At 71.5% G+C, this 19009-nt stretch carries 21 protein-coding genes; 8 read left to right on the forward strand and 13 right to left on the reverse strand.

The window, feature by feature from the left end; translation table 11 throughout:
* Positions 1-3597: a BTAD domain-containing putative transcriptional regulator gene (locus tag EDD90_RS17810; protein ID WP_260327908.1), complete on the reverse strand. Its 3597-nt coding sequence runs from the start codon at positions 3595-3597 to the stop codon at positions 1-3.
* Between the two features lie 202 nt (positions 3598-3799).
* Between EDD90_RS17810 and EDD90_RS17815 the strand changes: the two genes are divergently transcribed.
* Positions 3800-4591 carry an IclR family transcriptional regulator gene (locus EDD90_RS17815; RefSeq protein WP_260327909.1) on the forward strand — a complete coding sequence of 264 codons (792 nt, stop codon included), beginning with the start codon at positions 3800-3802 and terminating at the stop codon, positions 4589-4591.
* Between the two features lie 176 nt (positions 4592-4767).
* Here the strand turns inward: EDD90_RS17815 and EDD90_RS17820 are convergent, their stop codons facing one another.
* Together EDD90_RS17820 and EDD90_RS17825 are read right to left on the reverse strand one after the other, a co-directional pair.
* A complete protein-coding gene (locus tag EDD90_RS17820; RefSeq protein WP_123973967.1) occupies positions 4768-5475 on the reverse strand; it encodes an SDR family oxidoreductase in 708 nt (235 codons plus the stop codon).
* 7 nt (positions 5476-5482) lie between these two features.
* Positions 5483-6022 carry a TIGR00730 family Rossman fold protein gene (locus tag EDD90_RS17825; protein WP_123973968.1) on the reverse strand — a complete coding sequence of 180 codons (540 nt, stop codon included), beginning with the start codon at positions 6020-6022 and terminating at the stop codon, positions 5483-5485.
* Positions 6023-6178: 156 nt separating this feature from the next.
* Between EDD90_RS17825 and EDD90_RS17830 the strand changes: the two genes are divergently transcribed.
* Positions 6179-6505: a DUF427 domain-containing protein gene (locus EDD90_RS17830; protein ID WP_123973969.1), complete on the forward strand. Its 327-nt coding sequence runs from the start codon at positions 6179-6181 to the stop codon at positions 6503-6505.
* Here EDD90_RS17830 and mnmA read toward each other — a convergent pair.
* Positions 6481-7617: a tRNA 2-thiouridine(34) synthase MnmA gene (mnmA, locus tag EDD90_RS17835; RefSeq protein WP_123973970.1), complete on the reverse strand. Its 1137-nt coding sequence runs from the start codon at positions 7615-7617 to the stop codon at positions 6481-6483. The genes EDD90_RS17830 and mnmA overlap by 25 nt on opposite strands.
* Before the next feature lie 72 nt (positions 7618-7689).
* Between mnmA and EDD90_RS17840 the strand changes: the two genes are divergently transcribed.
* Together EDD90_RS17840 and EDD90_RS17845 are read left to right on the forward strand one after the other, a co-directional pair.
* On the forward strand, positions 7690-8352 hold the full coding sequence (locus tag EDD90_RS17840; RefSeq protein WP_123973971.1) for an N-acetylmuramoyl-L-alanine amidase: 663 nt from the start codon (positions 7690-7692) through the stop codon (positions 8350-8352).
* Positions 8353-8575: 223 nt separating this feature from the next.
* On the forward strand, positions 8576-10207 hold the full coding sequence (locus EDD90_RS17845) for a multicopper oxidase family protein (RefSeq protein WP_123973972.1): 1632 nt from the start codon (positions 8576-8578) through the stop codon (positions 10205-10207).
* Positions 10208-10296: 89 nt separating this feature from the next.
* Here EDD90_RS17845 and EDD90_RS17850 read toward each other — a convergent pair whose 3' ends face one another.
* Together EDD90_RS17850 and EDD90_RS17855 are read right to left on the reverse strand one after the other, a co-directional pair.
* Complete coding sequence (locus tag EDD90_RS17850; RefSeq protein WP_123973973.1) at positions 10297-10572, reverse strand: VCBS repeat-containing protein; 276 nt, start codon at positions 10570-10572, stop codon at positions 10297-10299.
* The gene (locus EDD90_RS17855; protein WP_123973974.1) at positions 10569-10931 is read right to left on the reverse strand and encodes a carboxylesterase family protein; all 363 of its coding nucleotides are present in this window, start codon (positions 10929-10931) and stop codon (positions 10569-10571) included. The genes EDD90_RS17850 and EDD90_RS17855 overlap by 4 nt, the downstream gene beginning before the upstream one ends.
* Before the next feature lie 62 nt (positions 10932-10993).
* Between EDD90_RS17855 and EDD90_RS17860 the strand changes: the two genes are divergently transcribed.
* Both EDD90_RS17860 and EDD90_RS17865 read left to right on the forward strand, forming a co-directional pair.
* On the forward strand, positions 10994-11131 hold the full coding sequence (locus EDD90_RS17860) for an SDR family oxidoreductase (protein ID WP_394365689.1): 138 nt from the start codon (positions 10994-10996) through the stop codon (positions 11129-11131).
* Between the two features lie 51 nt (positions 11132-11182).
* Positions 11183-11965, forward strand: coding sequence for an SDR family NAD(P)-dependent oxidoreductase (locus tag EDD90_RS17865; protein ID WP_123973975.1), 783 nt, complete (start codon positions 11183-11185; stop codon positions 11963-11965).
* A gap of 96 nt (positions 11966-12061) precedes the next feature.
* On the opposite strand, the gene EDD90_RS17870 is transcribed toward EDD90_RS17865, so the two are convergent.
* Positions 12062-13453: a hypothetical protein gene (locus EDD90_RS17870; RefSeq protein ID WP_185149132.1), complete on the reverse strand. Its 1392-nt coding sequence runs from the start codon at positions 13451-13453 to the stop codon at positions 12062-12064.
* On the opposite strand from EDD90_RS17870, the gene EDD90_RS17875 reads away from it, so the two are divergent.
* Positions 13443-13670 (forward strand): hypothetical protein, encoded by a 228-nt coding sequence (locus EDD90_RS17875; protein WP_123973976.1) that lies wholly within the window; start codon positions 13443-13445, stop codon positions 13668-13670. The two genes, EDD90_RS17870 and EDD90_RS17875, sit on opposite strands and share 11 nt — an antisense overlap.
* A 74-nt stretch (positions 13671-13744) precedes the next feature.
* Here EDD90_RS17875 and EDD90_RS17880 read toward each other — a convergent pair whose 3' ends face one another.
* The 4 genes from EDD90_RS17880 to EDD90_RS55505 all read right to left on the reverse strand — a co-directional run bounded on the left by EDD90_RS17880 (position 13745) and on the right by EDD90_RS55505 (position 16591).
* The gene (locus EDD90_RS17880) at positions 13745-14602 is read right to left on the reverse strand and encodes an intradiol ring-cleavage dioxygenase (protein ID WP_123973977.1); all 858 of its coding nucleotides are present in this window, start codon (positions 14600-14602) and stop codon (positions 13745-13747) included.
* A 210-nt stretch (positions 14603-14812) separates the two neighbouring features.
* The gene (locus EDD90_RS17885; protein WP_123973978.1) at positions 14813-15976 is read right to left on the reverse strand and encodes a cysteine desulfurase family protein; all 1164 of its coding nucleotides are present in this window, start codon (positions 15974-15976) and stop codon (positions 14813-14815) included.
* A gap of 137 nt (positions 15977-16113) precedes the next feature.
* Positions 16114-16386, reverse strand: a complete 273-nt coding sequence (locus tag EDD90_RS17890; protein WP_123981338.1) for a DUF4190 domain-containing protein — start codon at positions 16384-16386, stop codon at positions 16114-16116.
* A 37-nt stretch (positions 16387-16423) separates the two neighbouring features.
* The gene (locus EDD90_RS55505; protein WP_185149133.1) at positions 16424-16591 is read right to left on the reverse strand and encodes a hypothetical protein; all 168 of its coding nucleotides are present in this window, start codon (positions 16589-16591) and stop codon (positions 16424-16426) included.
* 121 nt (positions 16592-16712) lie between these two features.
* Here EDD90_RS55505 and EDD90_RS17895 point away from each other — a divergent pair, with 121 nt between their 5' ends.
* Positions 16713-17348 (forward strand): TetR family transcriptional regulator, encoded by a 636-nt coding sequence (locus EDD90_RS17895; protein WP_123973979.1) that lies wholly within the window; start codon positions 16713-16715, stop codon positions 17346-17348.
* A 133-nt stretch (positions 17349-17481) separates the two neighbouring features.
* Here EDD90_RS17895 and EDD90_RS17900 read toward each other — a convergent pair whose 3' ends face one another.
* Together EDD90_RS17900 and EDD90_RS17905 are read right to left on the reverse strand one after the other, a co-directional pair.
* Positions 17482-17859 carry a hypothetical protein gene (locus tag EDD90_RS17900; RefSeq protein WP_260327910.1) on the reverse strand — a complete coding sequence of 126 codons (378 nt, stop codon included), beginning with the start codon at positions 17857-17859 and terminating at the stop codon, positions 17482-17484.
* A gap of 203 nt (positions 17860-18062) precedes the next feature.
* Entirely contained in the window at positions 18063-18914 is an 852-nt protein-coding gene (locus tag EDD90_RS17905) for a thioesterase family protein (protein ID WP_123973981.1), read from the reverse strand.
* Positions 18915-19009 lie beyond the last annotated feature (95 nt).

Raw genomic sequence — 19009 nt, forward strand, 5'->3', positions numbered from 1 at the left:
CTAAGCGGGGTGACCGGTGCGGTGTGCGGCGGCGGGTGGCGGCGCGAGGCCGGCCGTCGCGGTGGTGCTGATCTTGGTGCGCAGTGCCCGGGCCTCCGGCAGGCCCAGTTCGTCGAACAGGTCCAGGGCCCGCCGCCAGGCGTCCAGCGCGGGGCCGGGCGCGCCCGCCGCCTCGTGGGTGTCGCCGAGGTAGGTGAGGCAGATGGCCTCGCTGCGGAGGTCGCCGGTCTTGCGGAAGAGCGGGAGGGCACGGTCGTAGCACTCCACGGCCGTGGTGTGGCGGCCCAGGCGCCGGTGGATGTAGCCGAGGCTGTCCCAGGTGTGTGCCTGGCCGCTCAGGTCGCCGGTCGCCTGGACGAGCGGCAGTGCCTGCCGGCAGTGCTCCAGGGCCTCTCCCAGCTCGCCGAGTTCGGCGAGGTACCAGCCGATGTCGTTGAGGGCGACCGCCTGGCCGCCGCGGTCGTGGGCGAGCCGGAAGTGCTCCAGGCAGCGGCGTGAGTAGTGCAGTGCCTCCCGGGTCACGCCGTGTGCCCAGGCCATCTTGGCCAGGTTCTGGCAGGTGCGCGCCTGACCGGCGTGGTTGTCCAGCCGCCGGAAGAGGCCCAGCGCCCGGGTGAAGTGGTAGCGGGCACCCTGCCGGTCCCGCAGCTGGAAGCGGGCCAGGCCCAGGCCGCGGTGGGCGGCCGCCTGTCCTGCCGGGTCCTCGTGGCACTCGGCCGCGCGCAGGGCGACGGTGTGGATGTCGGTGAGGGCCTGCCAGTTGCCCTGGCGTTCGAGGAACGTGGTCAGGGTCGCGGCCAGTTGCCAGGTGTGGGCGTCGAGGCCGGGCGACCGGCGCTCCACGGCCGACAGCAGTACGGACTGTTCGGCGATCAGCCAGGCCAGCGCCTCGTCGTAGTCGGCGAGTTGGCGGGGCAGGGCGCCGGGCTCGGCCGGGGCGAGGGTCATCGGGTGGCGGCGCCGGGTCAGCAGGGCGTCGGCCGCGTACGCCGTGTGCAGATAGTGGTCCAGGACGCGGCGGGTCGCGGCCCGGGTCGCGCGTGCGTCGTCGTGTTCGGCGACCAGTTCGACGGCGTAGGCCCGCAACAGGTCGTGACAGGTGTAGCGGTGGTGGGTGTGCTCGATCAGCAGATGGGCAGCGGTCAGTTCCGCCAGCGGCGCGCGGACCCGCCCCACGCCCACGCCGGCGAGCGCGGCGAGGGACGTCAGGTCGGCGTCGGGGCCGGGATGCAGGCCGAGGAGCCGGAAGAGCCGTGCCGCCTCCGGGCTCAGAGTCCGGTACGACCAGTCGAAGACCGTCCGTACCGCGGTGACCGGGTCGCCGGTGTCCAGCGGGTCCAGGATCCGCTCGGCGGTACGCAGTTCGTCGGCGAAGGCGGCCAGCGGTACGGCGGGGCGGGCGGCGGCGCGGGCGGCGACGACCGCGAGGGCGAGCGGCAGCCCGGCGCAGCGCACCACGATCTCGTCGACGGCGGCGGCCTCGGCCGCGACCCGGGCGGCGCCCAGACGGCCGGCGAGCAGGTCGCGGCACTCCTCGGCGCCGAGCAGGTCGAGCGCGAGCAGCCGGGCGCCCTCCGCGGCGGCGAGCCCGGTCAGCGGAGCCCGGCTGGTCACCAGGGCCAGACAGCCCGGCGCACCGGGCAGCAACGGCCGCACCTGGTCCGCGTCGCGGGCGTTGTCGAGGACGACCAGGACCCGGCGGCCGGACAACAGGCTGCGGTACAGGCCGACTTGCGCGTCCGGCGACTCCGGCAGCCGGGCGGCGGGCACCCCGAGCGCCTCCAGGAATCCGCGCAGGGCTCGGTCCGGGGGGAGCGGTGCGCCGCCCGGGTCGAAGCCGCGCAGGTTCACGTACAACTGCCCGTCGGGGAAAGCCGGACGGGCCTGCCGTGCCCAGTGCACCGCCAGTGCGGTCTTGCCCACACCGCCCATGCCGGACAGCGCGGACACCACGACCGCCGCCGGGCGCCGCCCGACGTCGTCGAGCAGCGCATCCAATTGGGCGAGTTCGTCGACGCGCCCGGTGAAACCCGCTGAGCCCGGCGGGAGTTGGGCGGGCGCGGCGTACGGCGCGGCGCCGCCCTCCGGGACCGCGAGGGTGGCCGCCGGATCGGACGCGGCACGCTCCGCCGGGTGCGCGTCGGCGGGGGCGGACGACGGACCCGAGCCCCCGCGCCCCTCCGACTGCCGGTCGGCAGGAGCGACCGACAACTCCGACGCCCGACGCCCCTCCGACTGCCGGCCGGCGGGCACGGCCGACGCCCCCGACACCCCACCCCCGGCCCCACTCCGATCAGCAGAGGCGACCGACGACTCCGACGCCCGACGCCCTTCCGCACTCCGATCCGCAGAGACAGCAGGCGCCTCCAACTCCCCCTCTCCCGCCCGACTCCGATCGGCGGGAACGACCGACGACTCCGACACCCCACGCCCCGCCCGATGCCGATCAGCAGGAGCGACCGGTGAATCCGACGCCCGGCGCCCCTCCGGGTACCGGCCGGCGGGCACGGCCGACGGCCCCGACTCCCCCTGCCCAACCCGACTCCGATCGGCGGGAACGACCGACGGCTCCGGCGCCCGGCGCCCCTCCGAGTGCCGGCCGGCGGGCACGGCCGACGGCCCCGACTCCCCCTGCCCAACCCGACTCCGATCGGCGGGAGCGACCGGAGAATCCGACACCCCACGGCCCGCCCGACTCCGATCGGCGGGCGTGGGCGGCAGTTCCGGGGCCGTTCGCCCAGCCCGGTGTCGGTCGGTGGGGGTGGTCGGGGTCGGGTGTACGGGCTTCGGGGCAGGGGCCTTCTCGTGTCCGCGGGCGGCAGTCCTGCCTTGTTCGCGGGCGGGGGCCAGGGGGCGGTCCCGGAGGATCTCCTGGTGCAACTCCCACAGCCGGCGCCCGGGTTCGGTGCCGAGCTCCTCCACCAGGCGCTCTCTGGTCCGGGCGTAGCAGCGCAGCGCCTCGCCGCTGTCGCCGACCGCGTGCAGGGCCCGCATGAGGGCCTCCGCCAGGGGTTCCGTCAGCGGGTACTCGCCCAGCAGGTCCGCCAACTGCCCCACCACGGCCGCCGGGTCGCCGCCGTGGATCTCCAGGTCCGCGAGGCGTACGGCGGCGTCCACGCGCTGCAGACGCCAGGTCTCGCGCATCCGGGCGGGCCAGTTCCCGGGCAGACCGGCGAAGGGCTCGCCGCGCCACAGTCCGAGCGCCTCGCGCAGCCGCGCGGCACGTGTGCGGTCGGGCAGCGCGTCGTCGCGGGCCGCCGCGGCCAGCCGCTGGAAGCGGTGCAGGTCGACGCTGTCGGGTTCGAGGTCCAGCTGGTAGCCGCCGGCCCGGCGCAGCACCGGTAATCGCCCCTCGCCGCTGTCGTCCAGGCGTTCCGCCACCCGCCGGATGCGGGCGACGTGCGCGTACAGGGCGCGGCGCGCGCCCTCTGGTGGATCGGCGCCCCATACCCGGTCGACGAGCGCCTCGACCGGCACGGGCCGTCCGACGTCCACCGCCAACGCGGCCAGCACCGCCCGGCGTTGGGGCGGCCCCAGATCCACCGGCGTCTCGCGCACCAGCAGTTCCACCGGTCCCGACAGACACAACCTCAGCATTGCGCCCACCCCCGTCCGCCCCGCATTCACAGTCTCCTCACATCCGTGGGCTGGGCGACAAGCTTTCGACAAGAAATCGGCTCACACCCGGCCACCACCCTGGTCCGGGCGGTTTCGCGCCGGTACATCGGCGTGTCGCGCTCGGGACCGCACCCCGTACCGGAACCGGACGGGGCTCACACGTGAAAACGGGGGTTGACACGTGCATCGACCGGAATGGGTGACCTCGCCCGTCTCGGCACCGTCACGGATCGCACCGCCGGCCTCGGCCTCTTCGGCAGGCCTCGGCGGAGCGTTGCCGGCGGCGGCCGGACGGGGTGTCCTGGAAGGGGCCTTCGCTCTGCTGAACGCGCTGCAACGGGAACAGGACGCCGGTGTGACCGCGCTCGCCGCCGCGTGCGGCCTGCCCAAGACGACCGCGTACCGGCTGCTCGACCAACTGGTGGAACTGGGAGCCGTCGAACGCAGTGCGGGCCGGTACCGCATCGGGCCGGGCATGTTCCGGCTGGGCCAGGGCTGGCAGCCGCACCCGGGCCTGCGGTCGGCCGCGCGGAAGCCGTTGCGGCGGCTGACGGCCGTCACCGGCATGACGGTCGCGCTCGCCGTACTGCACCGGGGCCAGACGCTGGTCCTGGACTGGACGGCGGCAGCGGACGCGCCGCGCCCGCTGCCCGACGACCGGCTGGTCTGGCCCTGGTACACGGCGGCCGGCAAGGTCCTCGCCGCCTGGACCCGCCCCGGCCCGGCGCCCGGCCCGCTGCCCCGGGACTGGCCACAGGAGGCCGGGCGGATCCGGGAGCTCGGGGCCGCCTACGACCACGAGGAGGTACTGGAGGGGGTGTGCTGCGCCGCCGTACCCGTGTACGCGGCGGACGGTGCCCCGGTGGCGGCACTGAGCGTGCTGACCGGCCCCCACCACCACCTGGACCGCCTCGCCGACACCGCCCGCCGTGCCGCGTCGGCCATCACGGCGGGGCTCGGCCGCCGCCGGTGACGCCCGGACCGGCGCCCACCGCCCCACCGTCCCGCGCCGGAGACCGGCCGACGGCGGCTCACGCAGCCCCGGGCCCCCGTCACCGTTCAGGGAGGACACCCATGACGTCGTCGCCCGCACGCCCCGGGAAAGACCGCGTTTCCCGGCCCGGACGGGGGCGACGGGGGCTGAGGCCCCTAGCCGCGCGCCGGGCCGGGGCGCACGGTGACGTCGTTGATCTCCGCGTCCCTCGGGAGGTCCAGGGCCGTGAGGATCGTGGTGGCCACCGACTCCGGGGCGATCCACCTCGCCGGGTCGTACTCCTTGCCCTCCTGCTGGTGGACCTTGGCCTGCATCGGGCTCGTCGTGCGGCCCGGGTAGACCGAGGTGACCCTGATGCCGTTGCCGCCCTCCTCGTGACGCAGGGAGTCGGCGAGGGCCTTCAGGCCGTGCTTGGACGCCGCGTACGCCGACCAGCCCGCGTGGGCGTTGAGTCCCGCGCCCGAGTTCACGAACAGCACATGGCCTCGGGCGGCGCGGAGTTGGGGCAGGAAGTGCCGGGTCAGCTCGGCCGGTGCGACCAGGTTGACGTTGAGCTGGTGGCGCCAGGACTTCGGGGTCAGCTCGCCGACCTCGCCCAGGTCGACCACGCCCGCGATGTGCAGCAGCGAATCGATCCGCTCCGGGAGTGTCTGGTGGGAGAACGCCCAGGACAGCTTGTCCGGGTCCGCCAGGTCGCCGACCAGGGTGCGGGCGCCGGGGAATTCCGCCGCCAGTTCCTTCGCGCGGCCCGCGTCGCGCGCGTGCAGGACGAGTTCGTCCCCACGCGCGTGCAGCCGGCGGGCCACGGCGGCGCCGATACCGGAACCGGCGCCGGTGATCACATGAGTTGCCATGAGGGTCATGCTCGCATCAGCCGGCGTTCCGGCCGGCCTCCAGGTGGGCGAGCGCGTCGGCGGGTTCGGCGGCGAAGTGCATCAGCTCCGACAGGGGGCGAGGCAGGAAGCCCTCCGCCTCCATACGGCGGAACTGTTCCTCCAGGCCGTCGTAGAAGCCGGCGGTGTTCAGCAGGACGACCGGCTTGTCCGTGCGGCCGTGCTTCTTCAGTTCCAGGATCTCGGTGGCCTCGTCGAGGGTGCCGGTGCCGCCGACCATGATGACCACGGCGTCGGCCTTCTCCAGGAGAAGCCGCTTGCGCTCCGCGAGGTCGGCCGCGACGACCATCTCGTCGGCGCCGGGGCGGGCCTTGTTCGCGAGGAAGTCGACGGAGACGCCGATCAGCTTGCCGCCGGCTTCCTGGACTCCGTCCGCGACGACCTTCATGAGGCCGACGTTGGAGCCTCCCCAGACGAGGGTGTGGCCGGCTTTGCCGATCAGTTCTGCAAATTCCCGGGCGGGGCGGGTGTAGCGGTCGTCGAGGTCGGCGGCGGAGAGGAAGACGCAGATTCGCATGGGGTCAGGGTATGACCCGTCGCATGGCGGCTGCGGGTGCGTGGGGGCTGGTCGCGCCCACGCGGCGGAGCCGCAGATCTATACAGCCCCGCGCCCCTGGAGGGGTGCTGCACCGAGCGTCGGGAACAAGTCGGCCTCCGTCGGCGTCCCCCTTACATGGCCTCAGGACACACGATCACCATCGAAGACAGTGACCAGCACGTGCGTGTGACGCACGGCGATCTGGTTCTCGCCGAGAGCGACCGGGCCCTCGTCCTTCACGAGACCGGCTGCCCCCCGCGCTACTACATCCCCGCCGACGACGTGCGGCTCGATCTGCTCGCGCCCTCCGAGTCGCACACCGTCTGTCCTTTCAAGGGCACCGCCTCGTACTGGTCCCTGCCGGACGCGCCGGACCTGGTTTGGGCATACCCGGAGCCCAAGGCCGACGTCGCCCGGATCAAGGACCACCTCTGCTTCTACGAGGTCGAGGTCACCGGCTGACGCCGTACCGTCGTCGCGATGGTCGCCGAGCCGACGACGCGCGTGCCGTCGTACAGGACGATCGCCTGGCCGGGGGCGACGCCGCGGACCGGCTCCGTGAACGTGACGTGCAGCTCGCCGTCGGTCAGTTCCGCGCTCACCTCGGTCTCGCCGCCGTGGGCGCGGAGCTGGGCGGTGTAGACACCGGGGCCGGTGGGGGCGGCGCCGCACCAGCGGGGCTTGATCGCGGTGAGGCCGGTCACGTCGAGGGCGTCGGCCGGGCCGACCGTCACCGTGTTGTTCACCGGTGAGATGTCCAGGACGTAGCGCGGCTTCCCGTCGGGAGCGGGGGTGCCGATGCGCAGGCCCTTGCGCTGGCCGATGGTGAAGCCGTACGCCCCCTCGTGGGTGCCGAGCTTCTCCCCGGACTCGTCGACGATGTCGCCCTCGGCCTTGCCGAGCCGCTGGGCGAGGAAGCCCTGGGTGTCGCCGTCGGCGATGAAGCAGATGTCGTGCGAGTCGGGCTTCTTCGCGACCGCAAGCCCCCGGCGCTCGGCCTCGGCGCGGATCTCGTCCTTGGTGGTGACGGTGTCGCCGAGCGGGAAGAGCGCGTGGGCGAGCTGCTTCTCGTCGAGGACGCCGAGGACGTACGACTGGTCCTTGGCCATGTCGGAGGCGCGGTGCAGTTCGCGGGAGCCGTCGGGACCGGTCACGACCTGCGCGTAGTGGCCGGTGCAGACCGCGTCGAAGCCCAGGGCCAGGGCCTTGTCCAGCAGTGCGGCGAACTTGATCTTCTCGTTGCAGCGCAGGCACGGGTTGGGGGTGCGGCCGGCCTCGTACTCGGCGATGAAGTCCTCGACGACGTCCTCGCGGAAGCGGTCGGCGAGGTCCCAGACGTAGAACGGGATGCCGATGACGTCGGCGGCGCGGCGGGCGTCGCGGGAGTCCTCGATGGTGCAACAGCCCCGCGCGCCGGTGCGGAAGGATTGGGGGTTCGCGGAGAGCGCGAGGTGGACGCCGGTGACGTCGTGGCCCGCTTCGGCCGCGCGGGCGGCGGCGACGGCGGAGTCCACGCCGCCCGACATGGCGGCGAGGACGCGGAGGGGGCGGGTGCGCTGCGGGGTGTCAGTCATAACCCCTCCAGGGTACGGGGGCGCGGGAACCGGGGCCCGCGAGTATCCGTTGGAGATCACACGGGGGTGCACATGGGGGTGGATCGGACAGTGGCGGGTGATCAGGACCGGCGGATCGGGCGGCGGGCGCTGCTGGTCGGCGGTGCGGCGGCCGCGGTGGGTACGGCGGCGCTGACCAGGGACGAGCTGGCGCGGCTGTACTGGCGGCTGCCGGGGGTGCGCAAGGCCCGGGTGGCGGGCGCGGTGGACTTCAAGGGTGCGCGCTGGGTGGCCGCGTCGCCCGCGAACTACCGGACGGCGAACCGGCCGGACGACTATCCGATAGACCGGGTGGTCATCCATGTCACCCAGGGCGGTTACGCGAGCGCGGTGAAGGCCTTCCAGGACCCGGCGCACGAGGCGGCGGCGCACTACATTGTGCGCAAGGACGGACGGATCACGCAGCTGGTCCGCGAGCTGGACGTGGCGTTCCACGCGGGGAACCGGTCGTACAACGAGCGGAGTGTCGGGATCGAGCACGAGGGGTTCGTGGACCGGCCGCAGGACTTCACGGACGCGATGTACGCGGCGTCGGCCCTGCTGACGGCCGCGATATGCCGGCGGTACGGCATGGCGGTGGACCGCGAGCATGTGATCGGGCATGTGGAGGTGCCGGGGACGGATCACACCGACCCGGGGAAGCACTGGGACTGGGATCGCTACATGGGGCTCGTACGGCGGGTCGGACAGACCTGAACCCCAGTTCCACCTGTGACGTAATCGTTATCTTGTGCTTATCCTGCGCACTGCTTGTGTCCGTTGCGTCCCGCACCCCGGGCGCTAGCTGCGCCTGATCAACTCGCCTTCCTCTCAAGGGAGTTAAGCATTATCAGCGTCCATGGCCGCTTCACAGCCCCTCGGGTTGCCTCCTAAGTTCGCCTCAGATTTCACACAGTCCCCAGGTCAAACATCCGGGGTCATGAGCCACACCACGGATCCCGCCTTCGGGGCGGACGGAAGCGAAGACCAGGAAACCCGCGGCCGGCGACGTCGTGCCAAGGGTGCGGAGCGCTTCGCGACGGAGCACTCCAAGGCGGAGCGCGTCACCGATGCCGAGCACTCCAAGGAGGCGACGGCCAAGCGCGGCAAGGGCGTTCACCGGCGGAAGTTCCTCGGCGGCATGGCCGGTGTCGGTCTGGGCGCCGTCGCCGCGGGCGGCGCGACCTTCGCCCTGCTGACCGACGCGAACGGCAACAAGGCCGGGGCGGCGACCAACACGGCCACCCTGACCATCCCGGACCTCCTGGAGGGCACCACCTCCGACAGCACCACCACCTTCACGCTCGAGGCGCAGACCGGCACCACCGAGATCCTCAGCGGTGTCAGCAGCACCACCGCCGGCTACAACCAGTCGTTCCTCGGCCCCACCATGAAGTGGACCAAGGGCAACACCAACGTCCTCAACATCACCAACAGCCTGGGCGAGGACACCACGGTCCACTTCCACGGCGCGCACGTCCCGGCCAAGATGGACGGCGGTCCCCAGGTCGCGTTCTCCGACGGGGACACCTGGTCGCCGACCTTCACGGTCAAGGACGAGCCCATGACGCTCTGGTACCACCCGCACGCGCTGGGCACCACGGCGAAGCAGGCAGTGCACGGCCTGGCCGGCATGATCATCGTCGACGACAGCGACAACACCACCAGTGCCGACCTGCCCACCACCTACGGCACCGACGACATCCCGCTGATCTTCCAGTGCCTGGCCATGGACAGCTCCGGCGACATCAAGTACGACCTGAGCGGTTACCTCACCAGCGGCCTCAGCTTCCCGCTGCTGGTCAACGGCACCAACGTCGACGACACCACCCTCACCTTCACCGCGACCAAGACCCGGACCCGGTTCCGGCTGCTCAACGCCTCGCCGTCGGACATCATCACCATCCAGCGCAGCGACGGCGGCACGATGACCCAGATCGCCACCGACCAGGGTTACCTGGCGTCCTCGGCCGATGTGACGGAGATCCGGCTGGTGGCCGGTGCCCGCGCCGAGATGGTCATGGACCTCTCGGCCGACGTCACCCTCCAGGCGGTCGTCACCACCGGCTGGGTCCGCGGCGGCAGCGGCACGTACGACTTCCTCGCCGTCACCGCGAGCGGCTCCGACACCCCGTCCGACCTGCCCAGCTCGCTCCGGACGATCGACCGGTACGACACCAGCGACTTCACGGCGCGGACCATCACCCTCGGCCAGTCCGGCACGAAGATGCTGATCAACGGCTCGGCCGGCACCAGCATGAGCTCGATGGCCATGATCAGCACGACCGTCGGGTCGAAGGAGATCTGGACGATCAAGAACTCCACGCAGCTGGAGCACTCGTTCCATCTGCACGACGTGCCGTATCAGCTGATCTCCATCAACGGCGAGGATCCCACCGGCGTCGAACTCGGCTGGTACGACACGTACGAGGTGGTCGGCGGCGGCTCGATCGAGATCGCCATGGAGTTCACGGACTTCTCCGACGACACGTACATGTACATGTTGCATTGTCATCTTCTGCAGCACGAGGACGAAGGAATGATGGCGTCCCTCATGGTCACGGACAGCTAGGTCAGGGACATCCAGTCGTCTCTGGGGCCTCTTGCGGAGGCTGCCGCCGGCAGTGGAAGTGCCGGCGGCAGCCGCTCTTGAGGTTCCGGTCACCGGCAGGTCCCCCGGAACACACCGACCTGGCCGCCCGTGCTGTCCGCCACCACGAGGTCGCGGACGCCGTCGCCGTCCAGGTCGGCCGCCGTCGCGTCGTAGGCGCCGGTGGCGGGTACGTCGGTCAGCTGGGTGAGGGTGCCACCGGTGGCACCCTCGTACGGCGTGACCGAGTTGCCGCGCAGGGAGGAGACCAGCAGATCCGTGGGGTCGGCCATGGTGCGGGCCAGTTCACGGTCCGCGTCGGTCCAGCGCCAGGCGCGGGCCGTCAACGTGTCCAGGGTGTAGGGCAGTTCGGCGATGTGGTGGACGCCGTAGCCGGCCAGGCCGTCCCGGGGCGGGGCCAGCGGGAGGCCGGGGGGGCAGGGGAGGGGTCCGAGTGAAGCGGTACAGCCAGGTGGGCACGACCGGCGCCTGGGTCCGCGCCCAGTGCCACACCGGGTAGACGAACCGGCTCTCGCCGGTGAACTCCCGTGCCGTACGGCGGACTTCGTCGCCGTCCCGCAACGGGTGCGCCGAGCCGGTGGTTGAGGGTGACGACGACCAGGCCGCGCCGGGCCAACGAGCGGCCGTGGTGGATCTCCTGGCCGCCGTGGCCGTAGCGGTTGCCGCCGCCGTGCACCCGGACCATCACCGGCAGCCGGGACCGATCTGACCCGTGAGTACCTCGCGGCGCCGGGGGTCCGGGCGTCCCTGGAGTCCCTCGTCCCCGCGGGTCGGCTCGGCCGGCCCGCGGACCTGACCGGGCCGGTGCTCTTCCTCGCGTCCGACGCCGCCGCGTTCGTCACGGGGCAGGTGTTGTACGTCGACGGCGGCCGGACGCTCGTCTGACATTCCCGTCCACGATGACCGTGGAGCATCCACGATGACCTTGGAGGCCGTATGACCGCCGTGTTCGAACGTTTCGCCGGGAAGACCGTGCTCGTCACCGGTGCAGGTACCGGATTCGGTGCGGAGATCGCCGTGCGGGCGGCGCGGGAGGGGGCCGATGTCGCCGTCCACTACCGCGGTTCCCGCGAGGGGGCCGAGGCGACCGCGGAGCGGGTGACCGCGCTCGGCCGCAAGGCGCTCGTCGTGCAGGCCGACATCTCCGAGCACGCGCAGATCACGCAGCTCGCGGAGGAGGTGTGGACGCACTTCGGGCGGCTGGACGTGGCGGTCAACAACGTCGGGGACGTCGCCCGGGAGCAGATGTCCTGGCGGGACATCACGGAGGAGTCCATCGACCATGTGCTCGCCGTCGACATCAAGGGCACGTTGCTGTGCACGCACGAGTTCGGGGGGCGGATGCTGGAGCAGGAGGGGGGCGGGGCGATCGTGAACATCGGGTCGACGGTGGTCGTGCGGGGCAGTGCGCGGGCACCGCAGTACGCGGCCGCGAAATACGGGATCATCGGGCTGACCAAGTCGTATGCGCACGCGTTCGCGCCGAAGGTGCGGGTGAACGTCTTCGCGCCGGGCTTCATCGAGACGGCGGCGACGCTGGGGCGCGAGGACTGGAAGGACGGGCGCGGGGATGTGCTGCGGGCGAACACACCCATGGGGCGGATTCCGGGGCCGGAGGAACTGGCCGGCGCCGCGCTGTTCCTGGCGACCGAGGACGCCGGGCACATCACAGGAGGTTTCTTGGTGGCTGATGGGGGATTCAACATGATCGGGGCATAAGGAAAAGGCAGGAACGCCTCTCCTCCCTTGAAAAGCTCGGCCCCCGGGATTCGGTTCGCATCCATCCCCGGGGCCGGTTCTCTTCTGTTGGTCTTCTTACGACACCGTCAGGGTCAGCGCGCCCGTGTAGCTCTTGCCCGCTGTGATGGTCGTCGCCGTGCCGTCCACCGTCAGGGTCAACGTCTTGCCGCTCGGCGCCTCGACCGATGCCGTCGACGCCAGGGTCAGGGCGCTCAGGTACGACGTTCCCGTCACGGTCCAGGTCGAGCCGGCGCCCAGCGTCACCAGGACGCCGTTGTTGACCACCGCGCTCGGCGTGTTGGTGACCTCGCTGATCTGGCGGTACTCGGTCTGCGTGATGGTCGAGACGCTGTGCTTGGCCGTGCTCGCCGAGATCACGCCCTCGACGGTGCTGCCGGTGAAGGAGAGGCTGAGGTTCTGGCCCTGGAGGCTCGCGTTGCCGGCGCCCCAGACCGAGTTGTAGAAGTCGCCGGTCAGGGCGATGTCGGTGAAGGTGCCCTTCGCGTCGGTGGACTGGGAGCTGGTGGTGGTCCAGCTCGACGCCTTGGTCGGGGAGCCGGTCGGCTCGGTGTACGTGCCGATCGTCTCGCTCGACCAGGGGTAGCCGGACACCGTGACGCTGCTCGGGCGGTCCGTGTCCATGAGCTGGAAGATGACGCCGTTGCCGGAGTTGATCGCGGCGCCGTCGGAGCCGTCCACGGTGACGGTGCCGGCGACCGCCTTGCACATGAACGTGGTCTCACCGGTGTTGACCTGGGTGCCGCCGTCGATGGCGACCGAGCCCGCCGCGTACCACATGACCATGAAGCGGCCCGCGTCGATGGTGGTCGACTGCACCGGGAGGTCGTCGAGTTCGGCCGAGGTCAGGCCGAGGGAGAGGGAGGTGTTGAGGGCGGAGACCGCGCTCTTGGTGCTGTCGCCGTAGTGCGCCGACGCGCCCCAGTGGATGAGAGCGTAGTCGCCGACGTCGAAGGTGCAGCCGAGGAAGTGCTCGGTGACGTTGCCGATGGCGTAGCTGCCGTACCCCTCGCCGCCGGTGTTGGCGATGGTGCTGTTGATCGCGGTGAGGGTGCAGTAGCTGCCGCCGTCGACCGAGAGCGCGCCCCACTTCTCCGAGGAGATCTTGGAGTTGATGTACGACGCCTTGGTGCTGGCGCCGAGCAGGTTGGTGGCGCGGACGTTGCCGGAGATGCCCAGCATCCACGGCACGGTGATCATGCAGCGGGTGTCGCCGGTGCCGGACGCCGGGTACTCGTCGGGGACGACTCCGTCGGCGCAGTGGATGGTGGAGTTCTTGACGATCACGTTGGCGGTGGCGTCGGCGATGACCGCCGTACGGACCACGCCGACGTTGCTGATGTTCGCGCCGTCGAGGACGAGGGTGGTGCCCGAACCGGTGCCGACGACGGAGGCGCCGTAGCCGATGAAGTCGCAGCGGCCGTTGCCGTCGAAGGCGATGCTCCACAACTGCGTGGAGCCGTCCCTGGTCGGCAACGAGCGCCGGATCCCCTTCACCCCGGACAGCGGCCCCTACACCCTGGCCGACCGGACGGCAGCGCTCGGAATCGACCTGCCGCCGGCCGCCCTGGACCAACTGCTCGATCAGGTGAAGCAGTTGATGATCCGGGAGAACCGCCTCGCGACCGACGACGACCTGCGGGCGCTCGCCCGGGAACTGGGCTGACCAGCCGGCCCGGTGACCATGACGGGTTGGGTCACCGGGCCGACGGTGCCAGCCGGCCTCCGGGCCCGTCGGCCTCAGGAGGTGCTGACACCCACGGTGAGCGTCGCCTTGTACCCGTCGGAGACGCTGTCACCCAGTGCGGTCAGGGTCAGCAGGCCGGAGGAGGCACCGCCGTCGTCGTAGATGGTGTCGTCGGCGAGCGCGGTCTCCTTCGTGGTGTTGTCGGAGTACGGCGAGGTCGCCTGGACCTCGGTGTTGATGTCCGCGTCGAAGAACAGCTGACCGGTGTGGATGATCGAGCCGCCGGTGTACGACGTGTCGGTCAGCGTCACATCGGTGTGCACCCGCATGTGGACGTGCACGGCCCGGGAGACGTAGTGCCCGGGCCAGATCGAGATGATGCTCACCTCGCCGTTGGAGTCGGTCATCTGACCGCCCCGCAGGAAGGTGCCGTCGTCGGTCTCGGTGTGGCCGTTCTCGCCGACGAAGCCGGAGTACTCACCGAGCGCGTCGCAGTGCCAGATCTCGACCAGCGCGTCCGCCAGCGGGGCACAGTCGTTGGCCTCGTCGACGACGGTGAAGGTGTACTGGAGCTCGACACCCTCCTTGTCCTCACGGATGTCCTCGCGCACCAGCGCACCCGTGAGCGAGTACGGGCCCTCGGTGACCTCGGCGGTGAGGGAGCAGACGCCGGAGGAGGCGTCGGTCGTGACGGTGGAGGAGGCGTCGGAGTCGCTCTCCGAGGTGGTGGTGTCGGCGGAGGCGAGGCCCGCGGCCATCAGCCCGCCGACCGCGGCGACGGTCGCGCCGCCGATCAGCACCCGCCGCCGCTTCATGGTGTTGTCCATGCGGTGACGCCCCGGCTCGGCGGAGAGGGTGTCGGCGGAAACGGGCTCGGGGGTCTGCTCGGAGGCAGAGGCGTTGTCTGTCATGTCATGAGAACTTAAAGACCGACCTGAGGTGAGCCATGGCCACGCACTGTGAAGACGCTGGGGAAGAACCCGTCAACTCGCCTCCATTGGAACGGAGTTGGGGCCAATTCCGCGTGTCGCGCGAACGGCGCGGACGTCACGTGTGCGACATGGGACAGCCCCGCCGGACGGTTCCGGCGGGGCTTCGGGGAGAGGTGGTTCCTGCGACGCCTACGACAGTCCGGCGGCCCGGGCCCGCTCCACCGCCGGGCCGACGGCCTTCGCGACCGCGTCGACGTCGGCCTGGGTGGAGGTGTGGCCGAGCGAGAAGCGCAGGGTGCCACGGGCCAGGTCCGGGTCGGTGCCGGTGGCCAGCAGGACATGGCTCGGCTGGGCGACCCCGGCGGTGCACGCGGAACCCGTGGAGCACTCGATGCCCTGGGCGTCGAGCAGCAGAAGCAGCGAGTCGCCCTCGCAGCCCGGGAAGGTGAAGTGCGCGTTGGCCGGCAGACGGTCCACCGGGTCGCCCCCGAGGATCGCGTCCGGTACGGCCGCACGCACGGCGTCGATCAACTGGTCACGCAGGGCGCCTATTTCCTGGGCGAACCACTCCCGGCGCTCCTCCGCCAGGCGGGCGGCGACCGCGAAGGAGGCGATCGCCGGGACGTCGAGGGTGCCGGAGCGCACATGCCGCTCCTGGCCGCCGCCGTGCAGGACCGGTACGGGGGTGTACTCGCGGCCGAGGAGCAGGGCGCCGATGCCGTACGGGCCGCCGACCTTGTGGCCGGAGACGGTCATCGCGGCGAGGCCCGAGGCGCCGAAGTCCACCGGGATCTGGCCGAAGGCCTGGACCGCGTCGGCGTGCAGGGGGATCCCGAACTCGGCGGTCACGTCGGCGAGTTCACGGACCGGCAGGACCGTGCCGATCTCGTTGTTGGCCCACATGACGGTGGCCAGGGCCACATCGTCGGGGTTGCGGGCGATCGCCTCGCGCAGTGCGTCGGGGTGGACCCGGCCGTAGGTGTCGACGGGGAGGTACTCCACCGTCGCGCCCTCGTGTTCGCCGAGCCAGTGGACCGCGTCGAGGACCGCGTGGTGTTCCACGGGGCTGGACAGGATCCGGGTGCGGGCCGGGTCGGCGTCGCGGCGGGACCAGTAGAGGCCCTTCACCGCGAGGTTGTCGGCCTCGGTGCCGCCGGATGTGAAGACGACCTCGCTGGGGCGGGCGCCGAGCGCTTCCGCGAGAGTCTCCCTGGATTCCTCGACCGTGCGGCGGGCCTTGCGGCCGGAGGCATGCAGGGAGGACGCGTTGCCGGTCACGCGGAGGGCGGCGGTGAGTGCTTCCACCGCTTCCGGGAGCATGGGGGTCGTGGCTGCGTGGTCGAGGTAGGCCATGGTGAGTCGATTCTACGGGGGGCGGAGTCAGGGTCGCCCAGCGCCGTAGGGGTCGATCACCGTGTGCGGGTGCCGGTGGTTCGTGGCTGGTCGCGCAGTTCCCCGCGCCCCTGCCGGGGCGCTTCCCTGAGGCCTGTTCACAGGCTCCAGGAGACCGTGTTCGAGAGCTCCATCGCGATCGCCAGGACCGCGAGGTCCGCCACGCCCAGGGCCAGGCCCAGGTATGCGCGGCCCTTCCGCTTCGTGCCGCGCCACAGGGAGACCAGGGCCAGGATGATCGCGATCGGGCCCAGGAACAGGTTCAGGACCAGGAGGCCGAGGAGGCCGAGGATGAAGGACGCCACGGCCATGCCGTCGGCGTCGCGGGTGCGGGGCTGGGGGCGGGGAGTGGCCGGGGCGGTGAGTTGCATCATGCTCAGCTCCTCAGGTGAGCGCGGGGATGGAAGGTCAGTTGGCCGAGGCGTGACGGCGGCGGGCGATGCGCTCGCGGAGCGCGAAGACGGCCAGCCAGACAACGATCACGGCGGCCAGTCCTGCGGTGACGTCGAGCGGTGCGTGGGCCACGGTGCCCAGCACCACGCCGAACAGCATGAGTGCGGCGACGAGGAACAGCATGGGTTTCGATCCCCCTCCGTTAAGTTTGGGTGAACGCTTGTAGCAACAGTTGTTCACTGACTTTGAGTCTAGCAACTCGCACGGCTTTTCAATTCCAGAGAACAGTTGTTAACTGGATGACATGAGTCACACCCTCGGCATCCGACAGGCCCAGAAGCAGAAGACCCGCCAGGCTTTCCTGGACGCGGCGCTCGGACTGCTGGAGGAGCAGAGCCTGAGCAGCCTGGGACTGCGCGAGGTCACCCGGGCCGTGGGCGTCGCGCCGACCGCCTTCTACCGGCACTTCCGCTCCACCGCCGACCTCGGCGTCGCCCTCGTCGACGAGGCCCTCGGCAGCCTGCATCCCATGGTCCGTACGACGGTCTCCATACCCGGCGAGGAGCGCATCACCCAGGCCGTGCGGCTGATCGCCGACTACGTGTCCGCCCACCCGGCACACGTCCGGTTCATCGCCCGGGAGCGGCACGGCGGGGTGCAGCCGGTGCGGGAGGCGATCCGGGCCCAACTGGCCAGGTTCGCCGACGAGGTCAGGTCCGAGCTGGCCAAGGACCCCGGGGCGGAGGGCTGGAACGACGACGACCTGCTGATGCTCGCCCACCTCTACGTCGACCAGATGCTCATCACCGCCTCACTGTTCCTGGAGACCCTGGAGTCACCGGAGCCCTCGGAGGCGGAGCGGGAACGCGTCACCCAGGTCGCCACCCGCCAGCTGCGCCTGATCAGCCTCGGCCGGCTGCACTGGCTGGACACGCCCTAGGGGCGGCCGGCGGGCAACGCGAAGGGGCGGCGCGTCCGGTGATCGGACGCGCCGCCCCTGTTCGCGCGGCCCCTGTCATGCGGCCCCTGTCATGCGGCCCTTGCCGTACGGCCTCTGCCTACGGCCGCCGGTGTCAGCTCTTGGTGGCCTGCTGGGTCGGGGCGCCACTGGGGGCCGCGCCGCCACCGCCGGGGCCGCCCTGGCCGCCGCCGCAACCGCCGCCGCCCTGGCCGCCGCCGGGGCCGCCCTGACCGCCGCCGCCCGGTCCGCCGCTCGGCATGCCGGTGGGGGTACCGGTCGGCTTGGCGGTGCCGGTGGGCGCGCCGGAGGGGGCACCGCTCGGACGGCCCGACGCGTTGCCGGTCGGCATGCCGGACGGCTGCTTACAGGACTGCGACTGCCCGGAGTTGCCACTGCTGGACGACGACGAGTCGCCCGAGCCGCACGCGCTCAGCAGCAGCGGAGACATGGCGAGCAGGGCCACGGCGGGGACGAGACGTACACGCTTCATGAGAGACAACTCCATAAAGGATGAGGGAGTCCTGAGGCGTCGCACTCAACCAACAGCGCTTAGGGCGTTCTTGGGCCCGCACTGTCCCCAGCCTGTGATTCGGGTAAAGAGCGGCCAAAGACACCGCGCTGACCTGCTCCTTCCCGGACGGGAGCTGTCTACTCGCTGATACAGGTCCGTGACAGAACAGAGTCCCCGGCGGGTCAGCCGAGACGGACCCGGGCCAACTGGCGGGACTGGGCGACGAGTCGGTCCGCGCTGTCCCAGACCTCGGCGTCCTCCTCCAGGAAGCCGCCGGCCAGGTTGCGGGTGGTGATGGCGACCCGGAGCGGGCCGGGGGCGGGGCGGTGGCGGACATGGACGGTCAGTTCGACCGTGGGGACCCAGCCCTTGAGGCCGATCTCGAACGCCGTGGGCGGCAGTGCGTCGACCGCCAGGAGGAGCGAGAGGGGGTCGGCGTCACGGCCGTCGGCGAGGCCGAACCAGGAGCGCATCTCCCCCTTGCCGGAGGGGGCGCCGAGGGCCCAGCCCAGGGTGGAGGGGTCCAGCTTGAGCATCAGGCGGTCGGTGATGGCGGAACTGCCCTCGACCGGCGCGGGGCCGTCCTTGGGGCCGAAGCACTGCTCCATGGGCGGGATCACGGGCGGGGTCGCCGTCGTACGGACGTCGTCGGGGAGGCCGGCGAGGTCGCCGTAGGAGGCGAGGACGCAGATGCGCTCGATCTCCTCGCCCCGCTCGTCGTACTGGAAGAGGGAGGCCTGGCCGGTGGAGAGGGTGCGGCCGGTGCGGACGGTGTCCGTGCGGATCACGGCCGGGCCCGGCTGGGACGCGGTCAGGTAGTGCGCGGAGATGGTGAACGGGTCCGGGTGCGGCAGCGTGTCCGCGAGCGCCCGGCCGAGGACGGCCAGCAGATAGCCGCCGTTCACGGCGTTGATGATGGTCCAGCCGGCCGCGAGGTCGATGTCGTAGACCCCGGGAGCGCGCCGGGTGACCGCCGTGTCGCGGTCGAACTCGCTGTCGCCGATCACGGCCCGCGTGCATGCTGCTTCTGGCATGCCTGAACGGTACAACAAGAAATTACTAAGCGGTAGCTTTTCTGATCCCGTAGCCGGCCCATTACCCGGGGACCCCCGGTAAGGGCTCCCTCTAT

It is taken from the genome of Streptomyces sp. Ag109_O5-1, from assembly GCF_003814875.1.
Lineage (GTDB): Bacteria > Actinomycetota > Actinomycetes > Streptomycetales > Streptomycetaceae > Streptomyces > Streptomyces sasae.